Origin of the sequence: Duganella aquatilis (genome assembly GCF_009674565.1) — a bacterium.
In the GTDB taxonomy this organism is placed as follows: Bacteria; Pseudomonadota; Gammaproteobacteria; order Burkholderiales; family Burkholderiaceae_D; genus Rugamonas; species Rugamonas aquatilis.
This window is the reverse complement of sequence record NZ_WKJL01000016.1, coordinates 1-17,996: the sequence shown is the minus strand read 5'-3', so window position 1 is coordinate 17,996 and position 17,996 is coordinate 1. Positions and strand designations below refer to the sequence as shown.

The window sequence follows — 17,996 nt, the reverse complement described above, 5'->3', positions numbered from 1 at the left end:
CTGGCACGCCCACCCGGCGTCCCCCAGCTTGAGCGCGATCTGATACCAAAAACGGAGACACCACCATGCCAGACGGCACCAGCTCGCTCACGTCCGTGAGCCTCGACGACAAATACACCAACACCCAGGGCACCATCTTCCTGTCCGGCATCCAGGCCCTGGTGCGTCTGCCGATGATGCAGCGCCTGCGCGACCAGGCGTCCGGCCTGAATACGGCCGGCTTCATCTCCGGCTACCGCGGCTCGCCGCTGGGCGGGCTGGACGAAAACCTGTGGAAAGCCAAGCCGCACCTCGAAGCGCACCACGTGCAGTTTGTGCCGGGCGTGAACGAGGATCTGGCGGCGACCGCCGTGTGGGGATCGCAGCAGGTGGACCTGATCGGCGAGTCGAAGTACGACGGCGTGTTCGCCATGTGGTACGGCAAAGGCCCCGGCGTGGACCGCTGCGGCGACGTCTTCAAGCACATGAACCACGCCGGCACCGCCAAGCATGGCGGCGTGCTGCTGGTGGCGGGCGACGACCATGGCGCGTATTCGTCCACGCTGCCGCACCAGTCGGACCACATCTTCTCGGCCTGCATGGTGCCGGTGCTCTACCCTTGCAATGTGCAGGAATACCTCGACCTCGGCATCCACGGCTGGGCCATGTCGCGCTTCTCCGGCTGCGCGGTGGCCTTCAAGGCGCTGGCCGACACGGTGGAGTCGTCGGCCTCGATCGACGCCGATCCGTTCCGCGTCGAGACCAGGCTGCCGAAGGATTTCGTGATGCCGGCCGGCGGCCTGAACGCGCGCCTGTCCTCGGTGCCGCTGGGCCAGCAGGCGCGCAATCAGGAAGCGCTGATGCAGGACTACAAAATCTACGCCGCGCTGGCCTACGCGCGCGAGAACAAGCTGAATCACACCACCATCGATGCGCCGGACGCCAAGCTGGGCATCATCGCCTCCGGCAAATCCTACCTGGACGTGCTGGAAGCGCTGGAGGAACTGGGCATCGACGAAGCCATGGCGGCCAAGGTTGGCCTGCGCCTGTTCAAGGTGGCGATGCCATGGCCGCTGGAGCCGGACAGCGTGCGCGAATTCGCGCAGGGTCTCGACGAAATCCTGGTGGTGGAAGAAAAACGCCAGTTCGTCGAATACCAGCTGAAGGAGCAGCTGTACAACTGGCGCGACGACGTGCGTCCGCGCGTGGTCGGCAAATTCGACGACAAGGGCGAGTGGGTCGCGCCGCGCGGCGAATGGCTGCTGCCGCCGAAGGCCGACTTCTCGGTGTCGCAAGTGGCGCGCGTGATCGCCAGCCGCGTGGCGCGCTACATCAGCGACGCCAACATCCACGACCAGATCAAGGCGCGCCTGACCTTCCTCGACGCCAAGGATGCGGTGCTGAAGAAGGCCATCAACACGCCTTTCCGCCCGGCCTTCTACTGCTCCGGATGCCCGCACAACACCTCAACCAAGGTGCCGGATGGTTCCTTCGCGCTGGCCGGCATCGGCTGCCACGTGATGGCCACCTCTATCTACCCTGAATTCAACAAGCTGACCACGCACATGGGCGGCGAAGGTGCGCCGTGGATCGGCCAGGCCGCGTTCTCGAAGATTCCGCACGTGTTCCAGAACCTGGGCGACGGCACCTACTTCCACTCCGGCTACCTGGCGATCCGCGCGGCGGTGGCGGCCAAGGTCAACATGACCTACAAGATCCTGTACAACGACGCTGTCGCCATGACCGGCGGCCAGCCGGTGGACGGCCAGACCTCGGTGCCGATGATCGCGCAGCAGATGGCGGCCGAAGGCGTCAAACGCATCGCGCTGGTGACGGAAGACCTGTCGCGCTACACCGACCGTTCGGCGCTGCCGTCGCTGGTGTCGCTGCACGACCGCAAGGACATGGATGCGGTGCAGCGCGAACTGCGCGAAGTGTCCGGCGTCTCGGTGCTGATCTACGACCAGACCTGCGCCGCCGAGAAGCGCCGCCGCCGCAAAACCGGCGCCTATCCCGACATCGCCAAGCGCATGGTCATCAACGAAGCCGTGTGCGAGGGTTGCGGCGACTGCGGCATTCAGTCGAACTGCGTGTCGATCCTGCCGAAGGAAACGGAATTCGGCCGCAAACGCACCATCGATCAATCGTCGTGCAACAAGGACTACTCGTGCGTCAAGGGTTTCTGCCCGAGCTTCGTCACGGTCGAAGGCGGCGCGCTGAAAAAATCCAAGACCGGCGCCACCAAGAGCGATGACGGCTGGGATGAACTGCCAACGCCAACGCTGCCGGAATGCGAACAGCCATACAACATCTTGATCAACGGCATCGGCGGCACCGGCGTGATCACTGTCGGCGCGCTGATGGGCATGGCCGCGCACATCGAAGGCAAAGGCGCCTCGGTGCTGGACATGACCGGCATGTCGCAGAAAAACGGCTCGGTCACCTCGCACGTCAAGATCGCGCGCACGCCATCGCATCTGCGCGCGCAGCGCATCGCCACGGGCGAAGCGGACGTCATCCTCGGCTGCGACATGCTGACCGCCGGCGCCTCCGATGCGGTATCGAAGATGCGCCCCGGCCGCACGCTGGCCATCGTCAACCTGCACGAGCAGCCGCCGGGCACCTTCGCGCAGAACGCCGACTGGGAATATCCGGCCGCCGACGTGCGTGCGCTGATCGAGGAATCGGTCGGCGCCGGCGCGGCGGACTTCATCGACGCCACCAAGCTGGCCACCGCGCTGATGGGCGACTCGATCGCCGCCAACCTGTTCATGCTGGGCTATGCCTGGCAGCGCGGCCGCATCCCGCTGAAAGAAGAATCGCTGCTGCGCGCGATCGAACTGAATGGCGTGGCGGTCGCATCGAACAAGAAAAGCCTGCTGTGGGGCCGCCGCGCCGCCGTGGACCTGAAGCGCGTCGAGCGCACCGCCACGCCGGCGCAGGCCATCGTCATGCAGATGCCGCAAAACCTGGACCACGTCGTCGCCAGGCGCATGGAGTTCCTCACGTCGTACCAGAACGCCGCTTATGCCAACACCTATTCGGAGCTGGTGGCGCAGGTGCGCGCGAAGGAAACCACGCTCGGCCTGGGCAACAAGCTGTCCACCGCCGTGGCCAAGTACTACTTCAAGCTGATGGCCTACAAGGATGAATACGAAGTGGCGCGCCTGTACACGGATGGCCGCTTTGTCGAACAACTGCAGCAGCAATTCGAGGGCAACTTCAGCGTGAAATTCAACCTGGCGCCGCCGATGTTCGCCAGGAAGGACGCCAAGGGCCATCTGGTGAAAGCGGAATTCGGTTCGTGGATGTGGAGCGCGTTCAAACTGCTGGCCAAGTTCAAAGGCCTGCGCGGTGGCGCGTTCGATGTCTTCGGCTACACCGAAGAGCGCCGGATGGAGCGCGCGCTGATCGGCGAGTATCGCGACATGGTGACGGCGCTGATCGGCCAGCTGAACGCGGATAACCACGCGACGGCGGTCGAACTGGCCGCGCTGCCTGAAAAAGTGCGCGGCTTCGGTCACGTGAAGGAAAAGGCCGTGGCCACCTTCCGCACCGAGAAGGCCCGCCTGCTCGCGCAGTTCACGCAACGGCATGCAGCTTGACGCGCATTGACGTTAACGTAAACGTCATATAATCGATAAAAATATTATTAGGGACACCAATGAACGATCTCTCGACTCCGAAAATCGCGGCCGTCGCGGATGAGCCGCGCGTGAAAAACAAGGTTCGCTTCGTCACCGCCGCCTCGCTGTTCGACGGCCACGACGCCTCGATCAACATCATGCGCCGCATCCTGCAATCGAACGGCGTGGAAGTCGTCCACCTCGGGCATAACCGCTCGGTGGACGAAGTGGTCACCGCCGCGCTGGCGGAAGACGTGCAAGGCATCGCCATCTCCAGCTACCAGGGCGGCCACGTCGAATACTTCAAATACATGATCGACCTGCTGCGCCAGCGCGGCGGCGCGCACATCAAGGTGTTCGGCGGCGGCGGCGGCGTCATCGTCCCGAGCGAGATCGAAGAGCTGCACGCTTACGGCATCACCAAAATCTTCAGCCCCGAAGACGGCCAGCGCATGGGCCTGGTCGGCATGATCCAGTGGATGGTGCAGCAGTGCGACATCGACCTGTCGCACTACTCGCCAACCACGCTGGCGCCGCTGCGCGAAGGCGACATCGCCGCGCGCCACCGTCCGCTGGCGCAACTGATCACCGCACTGGAAAACGAAAAAGCCTCGCCGACGCTGCGCGCCGAACTGCTGGCCGCCGCTGAAGACCTGCCGGTGCCGACGCTGGGCATTACCGGCACCGGCGGCGCCGGCAAATCCTCGCTGACCGATGAACTGATACGCCGCATCCGCCTCGACCAGGGCGACACGCTGAACATCGCCATCATCTCCATCGACCCGTCGCGTCGCAAATCCGGCGGCGCGCTGCTGGGTGACCGCATCCGCATGAACGCCATCAATCCGTGGGCCGGACAGGCACGCGTGTTCATGCGCTCCCTGGCCACGCGCGAAGCCGGCTCCGAGATTTCGCAGGCGCTGCCCGACGTCATCGCCGCCTGCAAGGTGGCGGGCTTCGACCTGGTGATCGTCGAAACCTCCGGCATCGGCCAGGGCGACGCCGCCATCGTGCCGCACGTCGACGTATCGATGTACGTGATGACGCCGGAATTCGGCGCCGCCTCGCAGCTGGAAAAAATCGACATGCTCGATTTCGCCGACTTCATCGCCATCAACAAGTTTGACCGCAAAGGCGCGCAGGATGCGTTGCGCGACGTCGCCAAGCAGTACCAGCGCAACCGCGAACTGTGGAGCAAGCGTCCGGAAGAAATGCCGGTCTACGGCACGCAGGCCTCGCGCTTCAACGACGACGGCGTGACGGCGCTGTACCAGGGCCTGCTGCCCAAGCTGGCGCAATTCGGCCTGAAGGCGCAAGCAGGCAAGCTGCTGGCGACGGACGTGCACCACTCCAGCGGCAAGAACGTGATCGTGCCGCCGGCCCGCGCGCGCTACCTGGCGGAGATCGCCGACACCGTGCGCGGCTACCACCGCTTCACGCGCAAGCAGGTCACACTGGCGCGCGAACGCCAGCAACTGAGCGAATCCAAACGCATGCTGGCCGTCGCCCACAAGTCCGCCGACTTTGACGACCTGATCGCCGAACGCGATGCCGAGATGGATGCCGGCGCCCGCAAGCTGCTGGCGCAATGGCCCGACATGCAGGCCGCCTACGCCGGCGACGACTACGTGGTGAAAATCCGCGACAAGGAAATCCGCACGCGTCTGGTGCAGCACACGCTATCCGGCACGCGCATCCGCAAGGTGGCGCTGCCGCGCTACGAAGACCACGGCGAAATCCTGCGCTTCCTGATGCTGGAAAACGTGCCCGGCTCCTTCCCGTTCACCGCCGGCGTATTCGCCTTCAAGCGCGAAGGCGAAGATCCAACCCGCATGTTCGCCGGCGAAGGCGACGCCTTCCGCACCAACCGTCGCTTCAAGCTGGTCTCCACCGGCATGGACGCCAAGCGCCTGTCCACTGCATTCGACTCGGTCACCCTGTACGGCGCCGATCCTGCGCTGCGGCCGGACATCTACGGCAAGGTCGGCAACTCGGGCGTGTCCATCGCCACGCTGGACGACATGAAAGTGCTGTACGACGGCTTCAATCTGTGCAGCCCGAGCACCTCGGTGTCGATGACCATCAACGGCCCGGCGCCGACCATCCTGGCGATGTTCATGAACACCGCCATCGATCAGCAGGTGGACAAGTTCGTCGAAGAGAACAAACGCCAGCCTAGCGCCGACGAAGCGGCCAAGATCAAGGCCTGGGTGCTGCAAAACGTGCGCGGCACCGTGCAGGCGGACATCCTCAAGGAAGACCAGGGCCAGAACACCTGCATCTTCTCGACGGAATTCTCGCTGAAGGTGATGGGCGATATCCAGGAATACTTCGTGCACCACCAGGTGCGCAACTTCTACTCGGTATCGATCTCCGGCTACCACATCGCCGAAGCGGGCGCGAACCCGATCTCGCAGCTGGCGTTCACGCTGTCGAATGGCTTCACGTTCGTGGAAGCTTATCTGGCGCGCGGCATGCACATTGACGACTTCGCGCCCAACCTGTCGTTCTTCTTCTCGAATGGCATGGACCCGGAATACACGGTGCTAGGCCGCGTCGCCCGCCGCATCTGGGCCGTGGCGATGCGCGACAAATACGGCGCCAACGACCGCTCGCAAAAACTCAAGTACCACGTGCAGACCTCGGGCCGTTCGCTGCACGCGCAGGAAATCGACTTCAACGACATCCGCACCACGCTGCAGGCGCTGATCGCGATCTACGACAACTGCAACTCGCTGCACACCAACGCCTACGACGAAGCCATCACCACGCCGACCGACGAATCGGTGCGCCGCGCACTGGCGATCCAGTTGATCATCAACCGTGAATGGGGACTGGCCAAGAACGAGAATCCGAACCAGGGTTCGTTCATCATGGACGAACTGACCGACATGGTGGAAGAAGCGGTGCTGCAGGAATTCGAACGCATCGCCGAACGTGGCGGCGTACTGGGCGCGATGGAAACCGGCTACCAGCGCGGCAAGATCCAGGAAGAGTCGATGCTGTACGAGCACCAGAAGCACGACGGCACGCTGCCCATCATTGGCGTCAACACCTTCCGCAATCCGAAAGGCGTGGAAGCGCCGCAGCAGATCGAACTGGCACGCTCCACCGACGATGAAAAGCAATCGCAGCTCAAGCGCCTGGAGGACTTCCACACGCGCCATGCGGCCGAAGCGCCGCAAGCACTGGCCGCCTTGCAGCAAGCCGCCATCGACAACGCCAACGTGTTCGACAAGCTGATGGACGCCGTCCGCGTCTGCTCACTCGGCCAGATCACCACCGCGCTGTTCGAAGTCGGTGGCCAGTATCGCCGCAATATGTAGGTCAGGAAGCGTGGCAGCTTGCCGCGCGGTAGAAGTAGAAGTTGCCGAAGTTGAGGAACTCGGTTTTGGCGTCGAAGCGATAGGTGATCTCCCGTCGCTTCTCGTCAAAACCGAGCAGGCCGCCGATGTGTTTCGGCAGCTGTTCCTTCAGCACCGGCGTGGGGAATGGCTCGGTTCCACCCAAGGTCACGGTTAACACATCGTTGTCGGTGCGCCGCCATGTACCTGGATTGTAAAACGCGAAGCCACCACGGAAGATCAAGCTGCCGTCTGACTGCAGCAGCATGCACATGGTCGGAAACTCCGTACCGGTGTTTTCCAGCACGACCGGCGGCGGCATGCTGGCGCAGCTGCTGATCAGAAGCGCCATGGTGACATAACCGAGATGAGGTTTCATGCAATCGCGTGGAATGATGGAAATACTCCCACTCTACCTTAGCCAACCTGCGGAAGCGACTAATCATGGCGTCCGATGCCGCCGGTACGTTAGATAGTTCGCTTTTTATCAGCTAGTTTCCCTCTCTGAAATGCGGTACGGCGCCCTGATCGACCAGTGCGTCCCCGGCATTGCGTAGCGGGCAGGCTTTCAGCGACAGGCATCCGCAGCCGATGCAGCCGTCCAGCTGGTCGCGCAGTTGGGTCAGTGTGGTGATGCGTTCTTCGAGTTCCCTTTTCCACGCTGCGGACAGACGGCGCCAGTCGGCCACGGTGGGCGTGCGGCTGGATGGCAGCGCGTTGAGTGCCTGTGCGATGTCCGCCAGCGGCAGGCCGACGCGCTGCGCCACCTTGATAACGGCCAGTCGGCGCAACACCGAGCGTGCATAACGTCGCTGGTTGCCGCTGCTGCGCACGGAATGAATCAAACCCTTGGCTTCATAAAAATGCAGCGCGGAGACGGCAACGCCGGCGCGTTCCGCCCGCGCGCATCATCTACATTGCCGGCCAAGGCGGCGAAGACGAAAACGGCGTTATGTGTGAAGACTTCGCCACCCAAGTCCAGCAAGCGCTCAGCAACCTGCAAACCGCCATGCAAGCTGCGGATACAAAACTGTGGAACATCGCGAAAGTGACCGCCTTGATCGTCGACCATAGCGAAGAACGCCTGCACATCTTCGGCAGCGCCTTGCGCGCAGCATGGGGCGAACACCCTGCTCCAACCTGTACCCTGATCCCCGTACCTCGCCTCGCGCTCGACGGCATGCTGTTTGAAATTGAAGCGACGGTCACCATTTGATTTTGGTCAAACCGGCATTCTTTTGGCACGCGTCCATGCAGCCTATACTGATATGTCAACTGGAGGACAATCATGAAGACGATAAGGTTTTCCTTGCAAGAAGAGCTCATACGCGATGCTGATGAACTCGGCCTTTTAACTCCGGAGAAGTTAGCCGAGCTACTTCGTGCAGAGATACGGCGTGTGCGCACCGACCAGCTTTTCTTTGCTGCAGATAAAATGGCCGCACTAGATGGGCCTGCAATGACGCCTGAAGAAGTCGAGGTAGAAATTCGCTCACAGCAGGCCGCTGAAAATGCGGCTCGTACTTGATACAAATATTGTCATATCGGGGCTGCTGTGGCACGGCGCGCCAAGGAAATTGCTTGATCTCGTTCGATTACAAAAAGCCGAGATCTTCACCTGCGAAGAATTATTAGCGGAACTCGGACGAGTGTGTGGCTATGCCAAATTTTATAAAAAAATTTCGGCCGCAGGCATCAATATCGATATGCTTCAGCAAAACTACTCAAGCTTTACAAAGAAAATCATCGTCTCCAAGCCAGTGCCGCAGCTCTGTCGGGATATCAATGACGACATTGTGCTTGCTTGCGCCGCAAAGGCGTCGGCAGATTTAATCGTCACCGGGGATGTTGACCTTCTGGTGATGAAGCAGTACCAAAATATACCGATCATTCAGGTAACGGAAGCAGTTCGGCGCATCCAAGGTACGATGCCCTAAGCGGTTGTAGCTTGGCCTAGCGTCGTACCTTCCAGCAGGACTGGCTGCCACAGTTCATGCAGGTCGCTGGCAGGGGCGCCGTCGACCAGGGCTAGCAGCATTTCGACCATGCGGGCGCCGGCTTTGCGGGGGCATGGCTGGTCGATGGTGGTGACGTGGGCACCGGCCAGCGTATCGGCCATGCTGCCCCAGACAATCACGGAAATCTCCTTGCCGATCGCCACACCCGCATCCAGCAGCGCGCGCACCGCGCCGACGCCGGATAGGTGATTGTCGACGATGACCGCTGTCGGACGCGGCGAGCAGGCCAGCAGTTGCTGCATGGCCTGGTAGCCGCTGCGGCGGTCCAGCGTATTGTCGATCAGGTAGCGCGGATCGGCGCTCAGGCCTGCCGCCGACAAGGCGGCGACAAAGCTGTCCTTGCGCTGTCGCGCGAAGTTCAGGTCCAACGGCGCGCTGATGAGCGCCACGCGCTGATGGCCCAATCCCAGCAGGCGCTCCATCGCGATGCGGATGCCAGCGTCGTTGTCGTAGTCGAACCATGCATACGGCGCGTTGAGCTCCGTGCGACCATGGGCGACAAAGGGGAATTTGGCCTTGCTCAGAAAGGCGATGCGCTCGTCATGCACCAGCGTGCGCCCGACCACCAGGCCATCGACACGCCGTCCGCGCACGATCTGCTGATACGAAGGCTGTTCCGCCGCCGGCGACACCGGCGCGATGATCAGGTTCTTGTTGACCTCTTCCAGCGCGGCCGACATGCCGGCCACCACGTCGAGGAACATCGGATCGCCCAGGTCCGTCGGCAGCAGCGGATAGATGATGCCGAACACATTGGTGCGTCCCAGCGCCAGCGAGCGCGCCATCGGATTCGGCTGGTAGCCGACCTCCTTGGCCGCCTTCAGCACCCGCTCGCGGGTGCGCACGTTGACTTCAGGGTAACCGTTTAACGCCCGGCTCACCGTCGTCTTGGACATGCCAAGGTGATTTGCGAGGTGAGCGAGATTCATGGCCTAAAGTTTAATGTTGACCGCTGATTATAGCGGTCGTGTCGAACTCCCCGCCACCGTCATCGACTGCCTTTTTGAAGAAATACAACATCACCAGCACGATCGTGATCGGCACCAGCGTCAGATAAAACGCAAAGTGGCCGCTGAAGTTACCGAACACGTAGCCGGTGATTAGCGAGCCGGTGGTGCCGCCCAGCGCTGAAAAAATCACCAGCAGCCCGGTCATGGCCGAGTGCTGATGCTTCGGCAGAGAACTCAGCATCACCGAGTTGATGCCGGGGTAGATCGGCGCCATGAACAGGCCAATCAGCGGGAAAAGAAACGTCGCCAGCGGCGCGGTGGCCCAGGTGATGGATGGATCGGCCACCACGTCATGCGTCAGCGGCAGCGCCAGCAGCACCGTGGCGCCCATGCCCAGCACGCAGGCGTTCATCACCGGATACCAGTTCAATTTGCGCATCAATACGCCGGCGGACAGCCGGCCCACGGCCAGGCAGGCGGCAAAGATGCTGGTCACTTCCACGCTCATCGCCGCCGGCAGCTTGAGGATTTCGTTGTTAAACGTCGGCAGCCAGGTGCCGATGCTTTGTTCGATCAGCACATACAGGAAGGCGGTGATGATGAACACGCACACCAGCGGCTTGAAGAACAGCTTGAGCATCGCCGCGAAGTCCTGCGCGATGCCGCGACCTTCCGGCAGCGCCGCCTTGGATTCGTTGAACGGCGTGGACAAAATCAGCAGGAAGGTCGCCGCACACAGCACCGCCAGCACCCAGTAGGTATGCAGCCAGCTTTGCGATTGCGGATCGTGCGAGTTGATGAAGTAGCCGAACACCCAGTAGGCGCTCAGCACACCGACCATGAAGAAGCCCTCCAGCAGGTTCATGGTGCTGGCGTGCTGCTTGCGGTCGGCGGCGATCAGGCCGAGCGTGGAATACACCGACACCTTCACCAGCGCGAACGACACGCCAACGCAGAAGAACAAGGCCTTGGTGGTGGCGAACGACGGCAGCAGCGGCATCGCCACGCAGGCGGCGGTGACGATGGCCAGGCCGATCAGCATCGCCTTCTTGTAGCCCACGCGCGGCAGGAAGGACGCCACCAGGAACGACACCACCGCGATCGGCAGATCCTTGAAGCCTTCCAGCACGCTGGCGGCGGACTTGCTGACGCCGTAGTTGCTGATCACCTGCAGAATCACCGTGCCGACGCTGTTGAGCAGAATGGCGAATACAAAGTAGATCAGGAATAGCGCGAATAATATTCTGTTGTTCTTCATGCTGCTTGTCTCCGGCGTTTTTATTTAGTAAGCGGCGAGGTTGAATTCTTTGAGACTTGTAATCACCACGTCCGCTTCGGTCAGCACGAAGGGATGTCCTATCCCCAGCGCGAACATGCCTGCGGACTTGATAGCCGCCACACCGGCCACGGCGTCTTCCACGCCCAGGCAATCGGCCGGCGCCACGCCCAGCTCGCGCGCCGCCTTCAGGAAAATTTCCGGGTCCGGCTTGCCGCGCGCGATGGTCGCCGCATCGACCACGTAATCGAATTTATCGGTGATGCCCAGGCGTTCCAGCACCGTAAAGGCGTTCTTGCTCACCGATGCGAGGCCGATGCGCAGTCCTGCGCGACGCACCGCGTCCAGCGCCTCCACCGCGCCAGGCAGCAGATCCTTGGACGACATGGTGGCGATCAGCTGCTGATAATGCAGGTTTTTCGCGTCGGCCAGCGCCAGCTTCTCTTCCGGCGTGTAGCTGCGCGACGACGATGCCAGGATCAGGTCCAGGGAACCCATGCGGTCGATGCCCTTCAGGTTCTCGTTGAACGCGTGATCGAAATGCACGCCCTGCGATTCGGCCAGCTGCTTCCACGCCAGGTAGTGATAGTGGGCGGTATCGGTGATCACGCCATCCAGATCGAATATGACTGCTTTAAAACGGCTCATGCGAAACTCCTCGATTGCTTCGGTTGCGACAGGTTCAGCGCGACCGCTTCGCCGCCGTGGGTAAAGTCCAGTACCTCGCCTTGCAGCAGGCGATACTCCACCTGGCCTGGCTGCACGTGCACTTCCAGCAGCGCGCCGCGGAAGTGGATCTTGAAGGTGTAATGCTGCCACTGCTTCGGCAGCTTCGGCGCGAAGTGCAACTCGCCGCCCACCACGCGCATGCCGGCGAAGCCGTAGGCCACGCCCATCCAGGTGCCGGCCATCGCCGCCGTGTGCACGCCGTAGTGCGTATTGCCGTGCGTGTCGTCCAGGTCGAGACGCGCGGTCTCCATGAAGTAGTCGTAGGCCTTGTCCTCGTAACCCACTTCCGCCGCGATGATGCTGAAGATGCAGGTGGACAGCGACGAATCGTGCGTGGTCACCGCCTCGTAGTAGTCGAAGTCGCGGCGCTTGTCGTCCAGCGTGAACTGGTCGCTGAGCAGCAGCGCCGCCAGCACCACGTCCGCCTGCTTGCACACCTGGTGACGGTAGATCACCATCGGGTGATAGTTCAGCAGCAGCGGGTAGTTCTCCTTCGGCGTGTTGGCGAAGTCCCACACTTTCTTGGACAGGAAGCTGTCGTCCTGCGCGTGGATTTGCAGCGCGTCGTCGTAGGGAAGATTCATCAGCGAGGCGGCGCGGCGCCATGCGGCCGGCTCGTTCGCATCCAGCGCCATGGCGGCGGCGATGCGCGCGAATTCGGCCGGCTCCTGCGCCTGCAGCTGCTCGGCGATGGAGGCCGCGAAGTTCAGGTGCATCTGCGCCATCGCGTTGGTGTAGTAGTTGTTGTTGACCAGCGCCGTGTATTCGTCAGGACCGGTGACCTGGTTGATGCAGAAGCGTCCCTCGCGGTCATACGAACCGATGCCGGTCCAGATGCGCGCTGTCTCCATCACGATCTCGGCGCCGGCCTTGACCAGGTATTCCTGGTCGTCGGTGGCTTCCATATAGGTCTTGATCGAGTAGGCGATATCGGCGTTGATGTGATACTGCGCCGTCCCGGCCGGGAAGTAGGCCGAGCACTCCTCGCCGGCGATGGTGCGCCATGGGTACAGGGCGCCTTTGTCGTGCGACATCTGGCGCGCGCGTTCGCGGGCTTTCGGCAGGCCGGCGTAGCGGTACTCCAGCAGCTTGCGCGCGATCTCCGGCTTGGAGTACAGGAAGAACGGGAAGATGTAGATTTCCGTGTCCCAGAAATAGTGGCCTTCGTAGCCCTCGCCCGTCACGCCCTTGGCCGAGATATTGGTCTTGCCGTCGCGGCCCACCGATTGCAGCAGGTGGAACTGGTTGAAGTGCATGCCCTGCTGGAGCGCGTCGTCGCCGGCGATCTGCACGTCGGCCTGCTGCCAGAAGTCGCCCAGGTACTGCTCCTGCGCCAGGCGCAGATCTTCGAAGCCTGCGGCCCTGGCGCTGGCCAGCGTGTCCTTGCTGCGCCACATCAGCTCTTTCGCTTCATAGTCGCGCGACGAGTAGTAGCTGCCGTACTTGGTCAGCGTCAGCGACTGGCCGGCGTTCACCGCCAGCTCCCAGGTCTGCGTCAGGCGCTGGCCATCCTGCGCCGTCACGGGCGGCAGGTCGACGCTGAGCACCGTCTCGGTCGCGCTGACCAGGGTGAAGCCGCTGTTGTGCGTCTTCTGCACCAGCGCCGAAAAGCCGTCCGCCTGCTCGCTGTCGATCATGTGCAGCGTCGGGCCGGAGATGGCCGAGCCGACGCGCGGATCGTCGCCGGCTTCCAGGTTCTTCACCGCGCCATCCAGTGCCGACACGAGGCGCATGCGGCCTTCAAAGTTCAGCGACGTCACTTCGAACTCGATCGCGAACAGGTGCTTGTTCTCGAAGCTGACCAGGCGGCGGCTCTGCACACGCAAGCTGCGGCCTTGCGGCGAGGTCCACTCCACCACGCGCGTCAGCAGGCCGGTGCGGAAGTCCAGCACCCGTTCGTAGGTCTGCACCGTGCCGGTCAGCGGATCGAAGCGCTCGTCGTCCAGCCACAGCTCGATGCCCTTGGCGTTCGGCACGTTCAACATGAACTGGTTGACCTTGGCCAGGCCGTAAGCCGCTTCCGGATACTGGATCGGCTCCGACTCGTAGAAGCCGTTCAGGTAAGTGCCGTCCAGCGAGGTGCCGGCCGGGCCGCTGTAGCCCTCCTCGCCGGTGCCGCGCAGGCCGATGTAGCCGTTGCCCAGCGCGAACAGCGTTTCGTCCAGGAAGTGGGAGTCGGTGTCAAAGCTGGTCTCGCGGATGCACCAGGCTTCAAGAGGATAAGTGTGTTCTTGCACAGCGAATTCCTTAGAAAAGCGATTCAAAGCGGTTTGAATTTCAAAATACGCCGTTTTTTGAGGTATTTTTGACGATTTCGGGAAAAACTAGGTCTGGCGTACCATCAGCGTGGTCGGCAGCATTTCAGAAGCGACCGTGTGGCCTTCGATCAGGCCCAACATCTTTTTGGCCAACAACACGCCGCCGTCGCGCAGATACTGGTGCACGCTGGTCAGCGGCGGCACGAAACTGGCCGCGCCGGGCGTATCGTCGTAGCCGATGACGGAGACATTCTCCGGCACCCGCAAATTCTTCTCGGCCAGCGCGCGGATCGCGCCCATGGCCAGCAGGTCGCTGGCGGCAAACACGCCGTCGAACGAGGCACCCTTCTTCTTCAGCAGCGACGAGATGCTGTCGAAGCCCGCCTCGAAGGTGAACGCCTTCGGACGGATGATGTGCACCGTCGCCATACCGCCCATGGCGTCGATAAAGCCGGCGCAGCGTTCCTGCACCTCGGCGTGATCGACGTCGCCCAGGAACACCAGCTTCTGCCGGCCCTGAGAAATGAAGCGCTCGGCCGCGCTGATGCCGCCCTTGCGGTTGTCCGAACCGACCACGATGTAGTCGGTGTCGGCTTCCGGCGCACCCCACACCACCAGCGGCATGGCGGTCTGCTGCAAGGCGCGCACCGCCTCGCCGTGCGACCCCTGGCCCAGCAGGATCAAACCGTCGGCGCCCTGCACCGGCGCCGTGTTCATCAACTGCTTCGAAGTCAGCACCACGCTGTAGCCGGCCGTGGTCAGCTCCTGCGTAATGCCGCCCAACAGCTCCAGCGGGTACGGATCGGACATTGGCCGGCCGCGCACGGGTGTCATTTCCACAACAACCGCCACCGAATAACTGCGGCCCATGCGCAGGTTGCGCGCACTGACGTTGAAGCGATAGCCCTGCTGCTCGGCCAGCGCGCGGATCTTTTCGCGCGTCTCGGGCGTGACCAGGGGACTGTCGCGCAACGCCCGCGAGACCGTGATCTTGGAGACGCCGGCCAGCTTGGCCAGGTCTTCCATCGTCAGCGTGGTGGCTACAGTCTTCTTTGCGGGCATCGTTGTTATAGGGGTAAAAAAGCGGAAGTGCGGACGCATTATGACAGAAATTTTTCGTTTGTCGCGAAAAATGACATCGATAACATTTCAATTGACATCGATAACATTTCTTGTTTCAATGGCTAAATCGGCGATGGCGGAACGCTGTCTCCGGAAGACGACACATCCTATAAGAAAGAAGAGACACGATGAAAAATCCGTTCCTGCCATCGGCCATCGCGGCCGCCGTCCTGATCCTTGTGAACCAAAGCGCCGCCCAGGCCCAGACCGCCGAAGCCCCCGCCGCCGAGCCGTCCAAGGAAGTATCCAAAGAAATCCAGCAAGTCGTGGTGACCGGCGTGGCGTCGGCGCGCGGCGTGCGCAAGGTCGATTCGGCCTTCTCCATCACCACCGCCAACGAAGAACAACTGAAGCAGGCCGCGCCAAGCAGCACCGCCGACATCATGAAACTGGTGCCGGGCGTGTATGCGGAATCGACCGGCGGCCAGTCCGGCGCCAACATCGAGGTGCGCGGCTTCCCGTCTGGCAGCGATTCGCCGTTTGTGTCGGTGCAGATGATGGGCAATCCGATCTTCCCGCCGCCAACGCTGTCGTTCTTTGAAGGCTCGTCGGCCTTCCGCCTGGACGACACGGTCGAGCGCGTCGAAGTGCTGCGCGGCGGTCCGTCGACCATCTGGTCCAACGGCCAGCCTGGCGCCACCATGAACTTCATCCTGAAAGAAGGCACGGACACGCCGGAAGGCACGGTGCGCTTCACCACCGGCACCGGCAGCCTGCGCCGTGTCGACATGTACTACGGCGGCAAGATCAGCGACGGCTGGTACGGCTCGGTCGGCGGCTTCTACCGCAAGACCGATGGCGTGCGCGACGCCGGTTTCCCGGCCGACGACGGCCACCAGATCACCGCCACGCTGACCCGCAACCTCGACCAGGGCAAACTGACCCTGTACGCGCGCAGCACCGACGACAAGAACGCCTTCTACACCGGCGTGCCGCTGATCTCCAGCAACGGCGGCCGCACCATCAGCGCCTTCCCCGGCTTCGATCCGCTGACCGGCACGCTGATGAGCGGCGAAATGCGCAACTTCACCATCGAAGCCGGTCCTGGCAAGACATTGACCAAGGACCTCGGCGATGGCCGTGGCCTGAAAGCCACGGTATTCGGCGCCAACTTCGACCAGAAGATCGGCGACTGGAGCGTGTCGAACAAGTTCAACCGCTTTGACGGCGACCTCAACACCATCGCCATGTTCACCGGTAACAACCCGCTGTCGATGAGCGACTACATCAGCCAGGCGATCGCTTCGGCCAACAGCAACCCGGCGCTGGTGGCGGCGGCTGGCGGCGTGGCGACCTCGGGCACGGCATCGTATGTGCACGGCGGCGCCGTGGCCGGCAACCAGCAGGTGGTGCAGGCCGGCCTGTGGGCAGTGGAGAAGCAACTGAAATCGTTCACCGACGAACTGCGCGTCAGCAAGGAACTGTTCAAGGGCAACACGATTACCGTTGGCGGCTACTTTGCCGATTACTCGTCGCACGACGTCTGGTATCTGGGCAACAGCCACCTGATGACGGCCCAGCCGCAGGCCAGCCTGATCAACGTCACCCTGAACAACGGCGTGGTCGTGTCGAAAAACGGCACCGACGGTCCGGTCAACTACGCGCCGGTGGCGTCGTACGACGGCCGCAACACCGCCGGCTTCGTGTCGGACGAGTGGCAGATTAACGACAAGATCAAGGTCGATGCCGGCATTCGCCACGAGCAGCAGAAGATCAGCGGCACCATTTCCAACCTGAGCTCCGGCGATACCGATGGCAACGTGCTGACCGTCTACAACAACGGCACCTCGATGCCGAACGGTTCCAACACCTACCTGAGCCGCACCGACAGCGCCAACTCGTTCACCCTGGGCGGCAACTACAAGCTGGCCGCCAACAGCTCGGTGTTCGTGCGCGCCAACCGTGGTCACACCTTCGTGTCGTTTGACGATATCCGCGGCGCCGGCACGCAAGCTGGCGCCAACGACCGCAGCGTGTTGCCAACGCCAAAAGTCAGCCAGTACGAGATCGGCTTCAAGACCGCGACCCAGCTGTACACCGCGTACATCAACGCCTTCCACACGGATTTCGACGGCATCGCCTTCACCCAGATCCTCACCGACGGCACCGAGCTGCACCGCATCAGCGGCTCCAAGGGCAACGGCCTGGAATTTGAATTGGCGGTACGCCCGATCGAAAACCTGCAACTGTCGCTGACCGGCGATTACCAGAAGTCCGAGTACAAGGACAATCCGGACACCGCCGGCAAAGTCGTGCAGCGCCAGCCGAAGCTGCAATTCCGCTTCACGCCGACCTACCGCATTCCTTTCGGCGAAGGCAACTCGGCCAAGCTGTACGCGACCTACACCTCGATCGGCGAACGCTGGGCGGATCAGCTGAACACGCAATACCTGCCGTCCTACCGCACGGTGGACGCGGGCGTGCTGTTCTCGCTGGGTGAAAAAATCGAAGTGCGCCTGGCCGGCACCAACCTCAACAACGAGCTGGGCCTGACCGAAGGCAACTCGCGCCTGACCACCGGCGGCACCGGTCCGATCAACGCGCGTCCGCTGTTTGGCCGCACCTGGGAAGCGTCGCTGCTGTACCGCTTCTAATCAAACCGGGGTCAGTTCTGCCAATCGCACACGGGCGCTACCGTAGCAGCTGCTACGGTAGCGCCCGTGTGCGATTGGCAGAACTGACCCCGGTTTTGGT

At 62.4% G+C, this 17,996-nt stretch carries 13 protein-coding genes; 6 read left to right on the top strand and 7 right to left on the bottom strand.

Going from position 1 to position 17,996, the window contains the following annotated elements:
• The first annotated feature begins 65 nt into the window (after positions 1-65).
• A complete protein-coding gene (locus GJ698_RS19895) occupies positions 66-3,584 on the top strand; it encodes an indolepyruvate ferredoxin oxidoreductase family protein (RefSeq protein WP_154359608.1) in 3,519 nt (1,172 codons plus the stop codon).
• A gap of 59 nt (positions 3,585-3,643) precedes the next feature.
• A complete protein-coding gene (gene icmF, locus GJ698_RS19890) occupies positions 3,644-6,931 on the top strand; it encodes a fused isobutyryl-CoA mutase/GTPase IcmF (RefSeq protein ID WP_154359607.1) in 3,288 nt (1,095 codons plus the stop codon).
• A gap of 1 nt (position 6,932) precedes the next feature.
• On the opposite strand, the gene GJ698_RS19885 is transcribed toward icmF, so the two are convergent.
• Both GJ698_RS19885 and soxR read right to left on the bottom strand, forming a co-directional pair.
• Entirely contained in the window at positions 6,933-7,328 is a 396-nt protein-coding gene (locus tag GJ698_RS19885; RefSeq protein ID WP_154359606.1) for a hypothetical protein, read from the bottom strand.
• A 112-nt stretch (positions 7,329-7,440) separates the two neighbouring features.
• Positions 7,441-7,818 carry a redox-sensitive transcriptional activator SoxR gene (gene soxR / locus GJ698_RS19880; RefSeq protein WP_154359605.1) on the bottom strand — a complete coding sequence of 126 codons (378 nt, stop codon included), beginning with the start codon at positions 7,816-7,818 and terminating at the stop codon, positions 7,441-7,443.
• Positions 7,819-7,901: 83 nt separating this feature from the next.
• Between soxR and GJ698_RS19875 the strand changes: the two genes are divergently transcribed.
• The 3 genes from GJ698_RS19875 (at position 7,902) to GJ698_RS19865 (ending at position 8,886) form a co-directional block, all read left to right on the top strand.
• Positions 7,902-8,165 carry a RidA family protein gene (locus GJ698_RS19875; protein WP_307766664.1) on the top strand — a complete coding sequence of 88 codons (264 nt, stop codon included), beginning with the start codon at positions 7,902-7,904 and terminating at the stop codon, positions 8,163-8,165.
• A 72-nt stretch (positions 8,166-8,237) separates the two neighbouring features.
• Positions 8,238-8,477 carry a hypothetical protein gene (locus GJ698_RS19870; RefSeq protein ID WP_154359604.1) on the top strand — a complete coding sequence of 80 codons (240 nt, stop codon included), beginning with the start codon at positions 8,238-8,240 and terminating at the stop codon, positions 8,475-8,477.
• The gene (locus GJ698_RS19865; protein ID WP_154359603.1) at positions 8,461-8,886 is read left to right on the top strand and encodes a putative toxin-antitoxin system toxin component, PIN family; all 426 of its coding nucleotides are present in this window, start codon (positions 8,461-8,463) and stop codon (positions 8,884-8,886) included. The genes GJ698_RS19870 and GJ698_RS19865 overlap by 17 nt, the downstream gene beginning before the upstream one ends.
• Here GJ698_RS19865 and GJ698_RS19860 read toward each other — a convergent pair.
• The 5 genes from GJ698_RS19860 to GJ698_RS19840 form a co-directional block, all read right to left on the bottom strand.
• The gene (locus tag GJ698_RS19860; RefSeq protein ID WP_154359602.1) at positions 8,883-9,896 is read right to left on the bottom strand and encodes a substrate-binding domain-containing protein; all 1,014 of its coding nucleotides are present in this window, start codon (positions 9,894-9,896) and stop codon (positions 8,883-8,885) included. The genes GJ698_RS19865 and GJ698_RS19860 overlap by 4 nt on opposite strands.
• A 10-nt stretch (positions 9,897-9,906) precedes the next feature.
• Positions 9,907-11,175: an MFS transporter gene (locus GJ698_RS19855; RefSeq protein ID WP_154359601.1), complete on the bottom strand. Its 1,269-nt coding sequence runs from the start codon at positions 11,173-11,175 to the stop codon at positions 9,907-9,909.
• Positions 11,176-11,199: 24 nt separating this feature from the next.
• Positions 11,200-11,841, bottom strand: coding sequence for a beta-phosphoglucomutase (pgmB, locus tag GJ698_RS19850; protein WP_154359600.1), 642 nt, complete (start codon positions 11,839-11,841; stop codon positions 11,200-11,202).
• A complete protein-coding gene (locus tag GJ698_RS19845) occupies positions 11,838-14,159 on the bottom strand; it encodes a glycoside hydrolase family 65 protein (protein WP_371865390.1) in 2,322 nt (773 codons plus the stop codon). The genes pgmB and GJ698_RS19845 overlap by 4 nt, the downstream gene beginning before the upstream one ends.
• Before the next feature lie 87 nt (positions 14,160-14,246).
• Positions 14,247-15,242, bottom strand: coding sequence for a LacI family DNA-binding transcriptional regulator (locus GJ698_RS19840; RefSeq protein WP_154359598.1), 996 nt, complete (start codon positions 15,240-15,242; stop codon positions 14,247-14,249).
• A gap of 188 nt (positions 15,243-15,430) precedes the next feature.
• On the opposite strand from GJ698_RS19840, the gene GJ698_RS19835 reads away from it, so the two are divergent.
• Entirely contained in the window at positions 15,431-17,896 is a 2,466-nt protein-coding gene (locus GJ698_RS19835) for a TonB-dependent receptor (protein WP_154359597.1), read from the top strand.
• Positions 17,897-17,996 lie beyond the last annotated feature (100 nt).

Bases quoted from the DNA above. Each gene is read 5' to 3' on its own strand.
- icmF (WP_154359607.1), top strand. From the start codon at position 3,644: ATGAACGATCTCTCGACTCCGAAAATCGCGGCCGTCGCGGATGAGCCG.
- GJ698_RS19870 (WP_154359604.1), top strand. From the start codon at position 8,238: ATGAAGACGATAAGGTTTTCCTTGCAAGAAGAGCTCATACGCGATGCT.
- GJ698_RS19895 (WP_154359608.1), top strand. From the start codon at position 66: ATGCCAGACGGCACCAGCTCGCTCACGTCCGTGAGCCTCGACGACAAA.
- GJ698_RS19840 (WP_154359598.1), bottom strand. From the start codon at position 15,242: ATGCCCGCAAAGAAGACTGTAGCCACCACGCTGACGATGGAAGACCTG.
- GJ698_RS19860 (WP_154359602.1), bottom strand. From the start codon at position 9,896: ATGAATCTCGCTCACCTCGCAAATCACCTTGGCATGTCCAAGACGACG.
- GJ698_RS19865 (WP_154359603.1), top strand. From the start codon at position 8,461: ATGCGGCTCGTACTTGATACAAATATTGTCATATCGGGGCTGCTGTGG.
- GJ698_RS19875 (WP_307766664.1), top strand. From the start codon at position 7,902: ATGTGTGAAGACTTCGCCACCCAAGTCCAGCAAGCGCTCAGCAACCTG.
- GJ698_RS19885 (WP_154359606.1), bottom strand. From the start codon at position 7,328: ATGAAACCTCATCTCGGTTATGTCACCATGGCGCTTCTGATCAGCAGC.
- pgmB (WP_154359600.1), bottom strand. From the start codon at position 11,841: ATGAGCCGTTTTAAAGCAGTCATATTCGATCTGGATGGCGTGATCACC.
- GJ698_RS19855 (WP_154359601.1), bottom strand. From the start codon at position 11,175: ATGAAGAACAACAGAATATTATTCGCGCTATTCCTGATCTACTTTGTA.
- GJ698_RS19835 (WP_154359597.1), top strand. From the start codon at position 15,431: ATGAAAAATCCGTTCCTGCCATCGGCCATCGCGGCCGCCGTCCTGATC.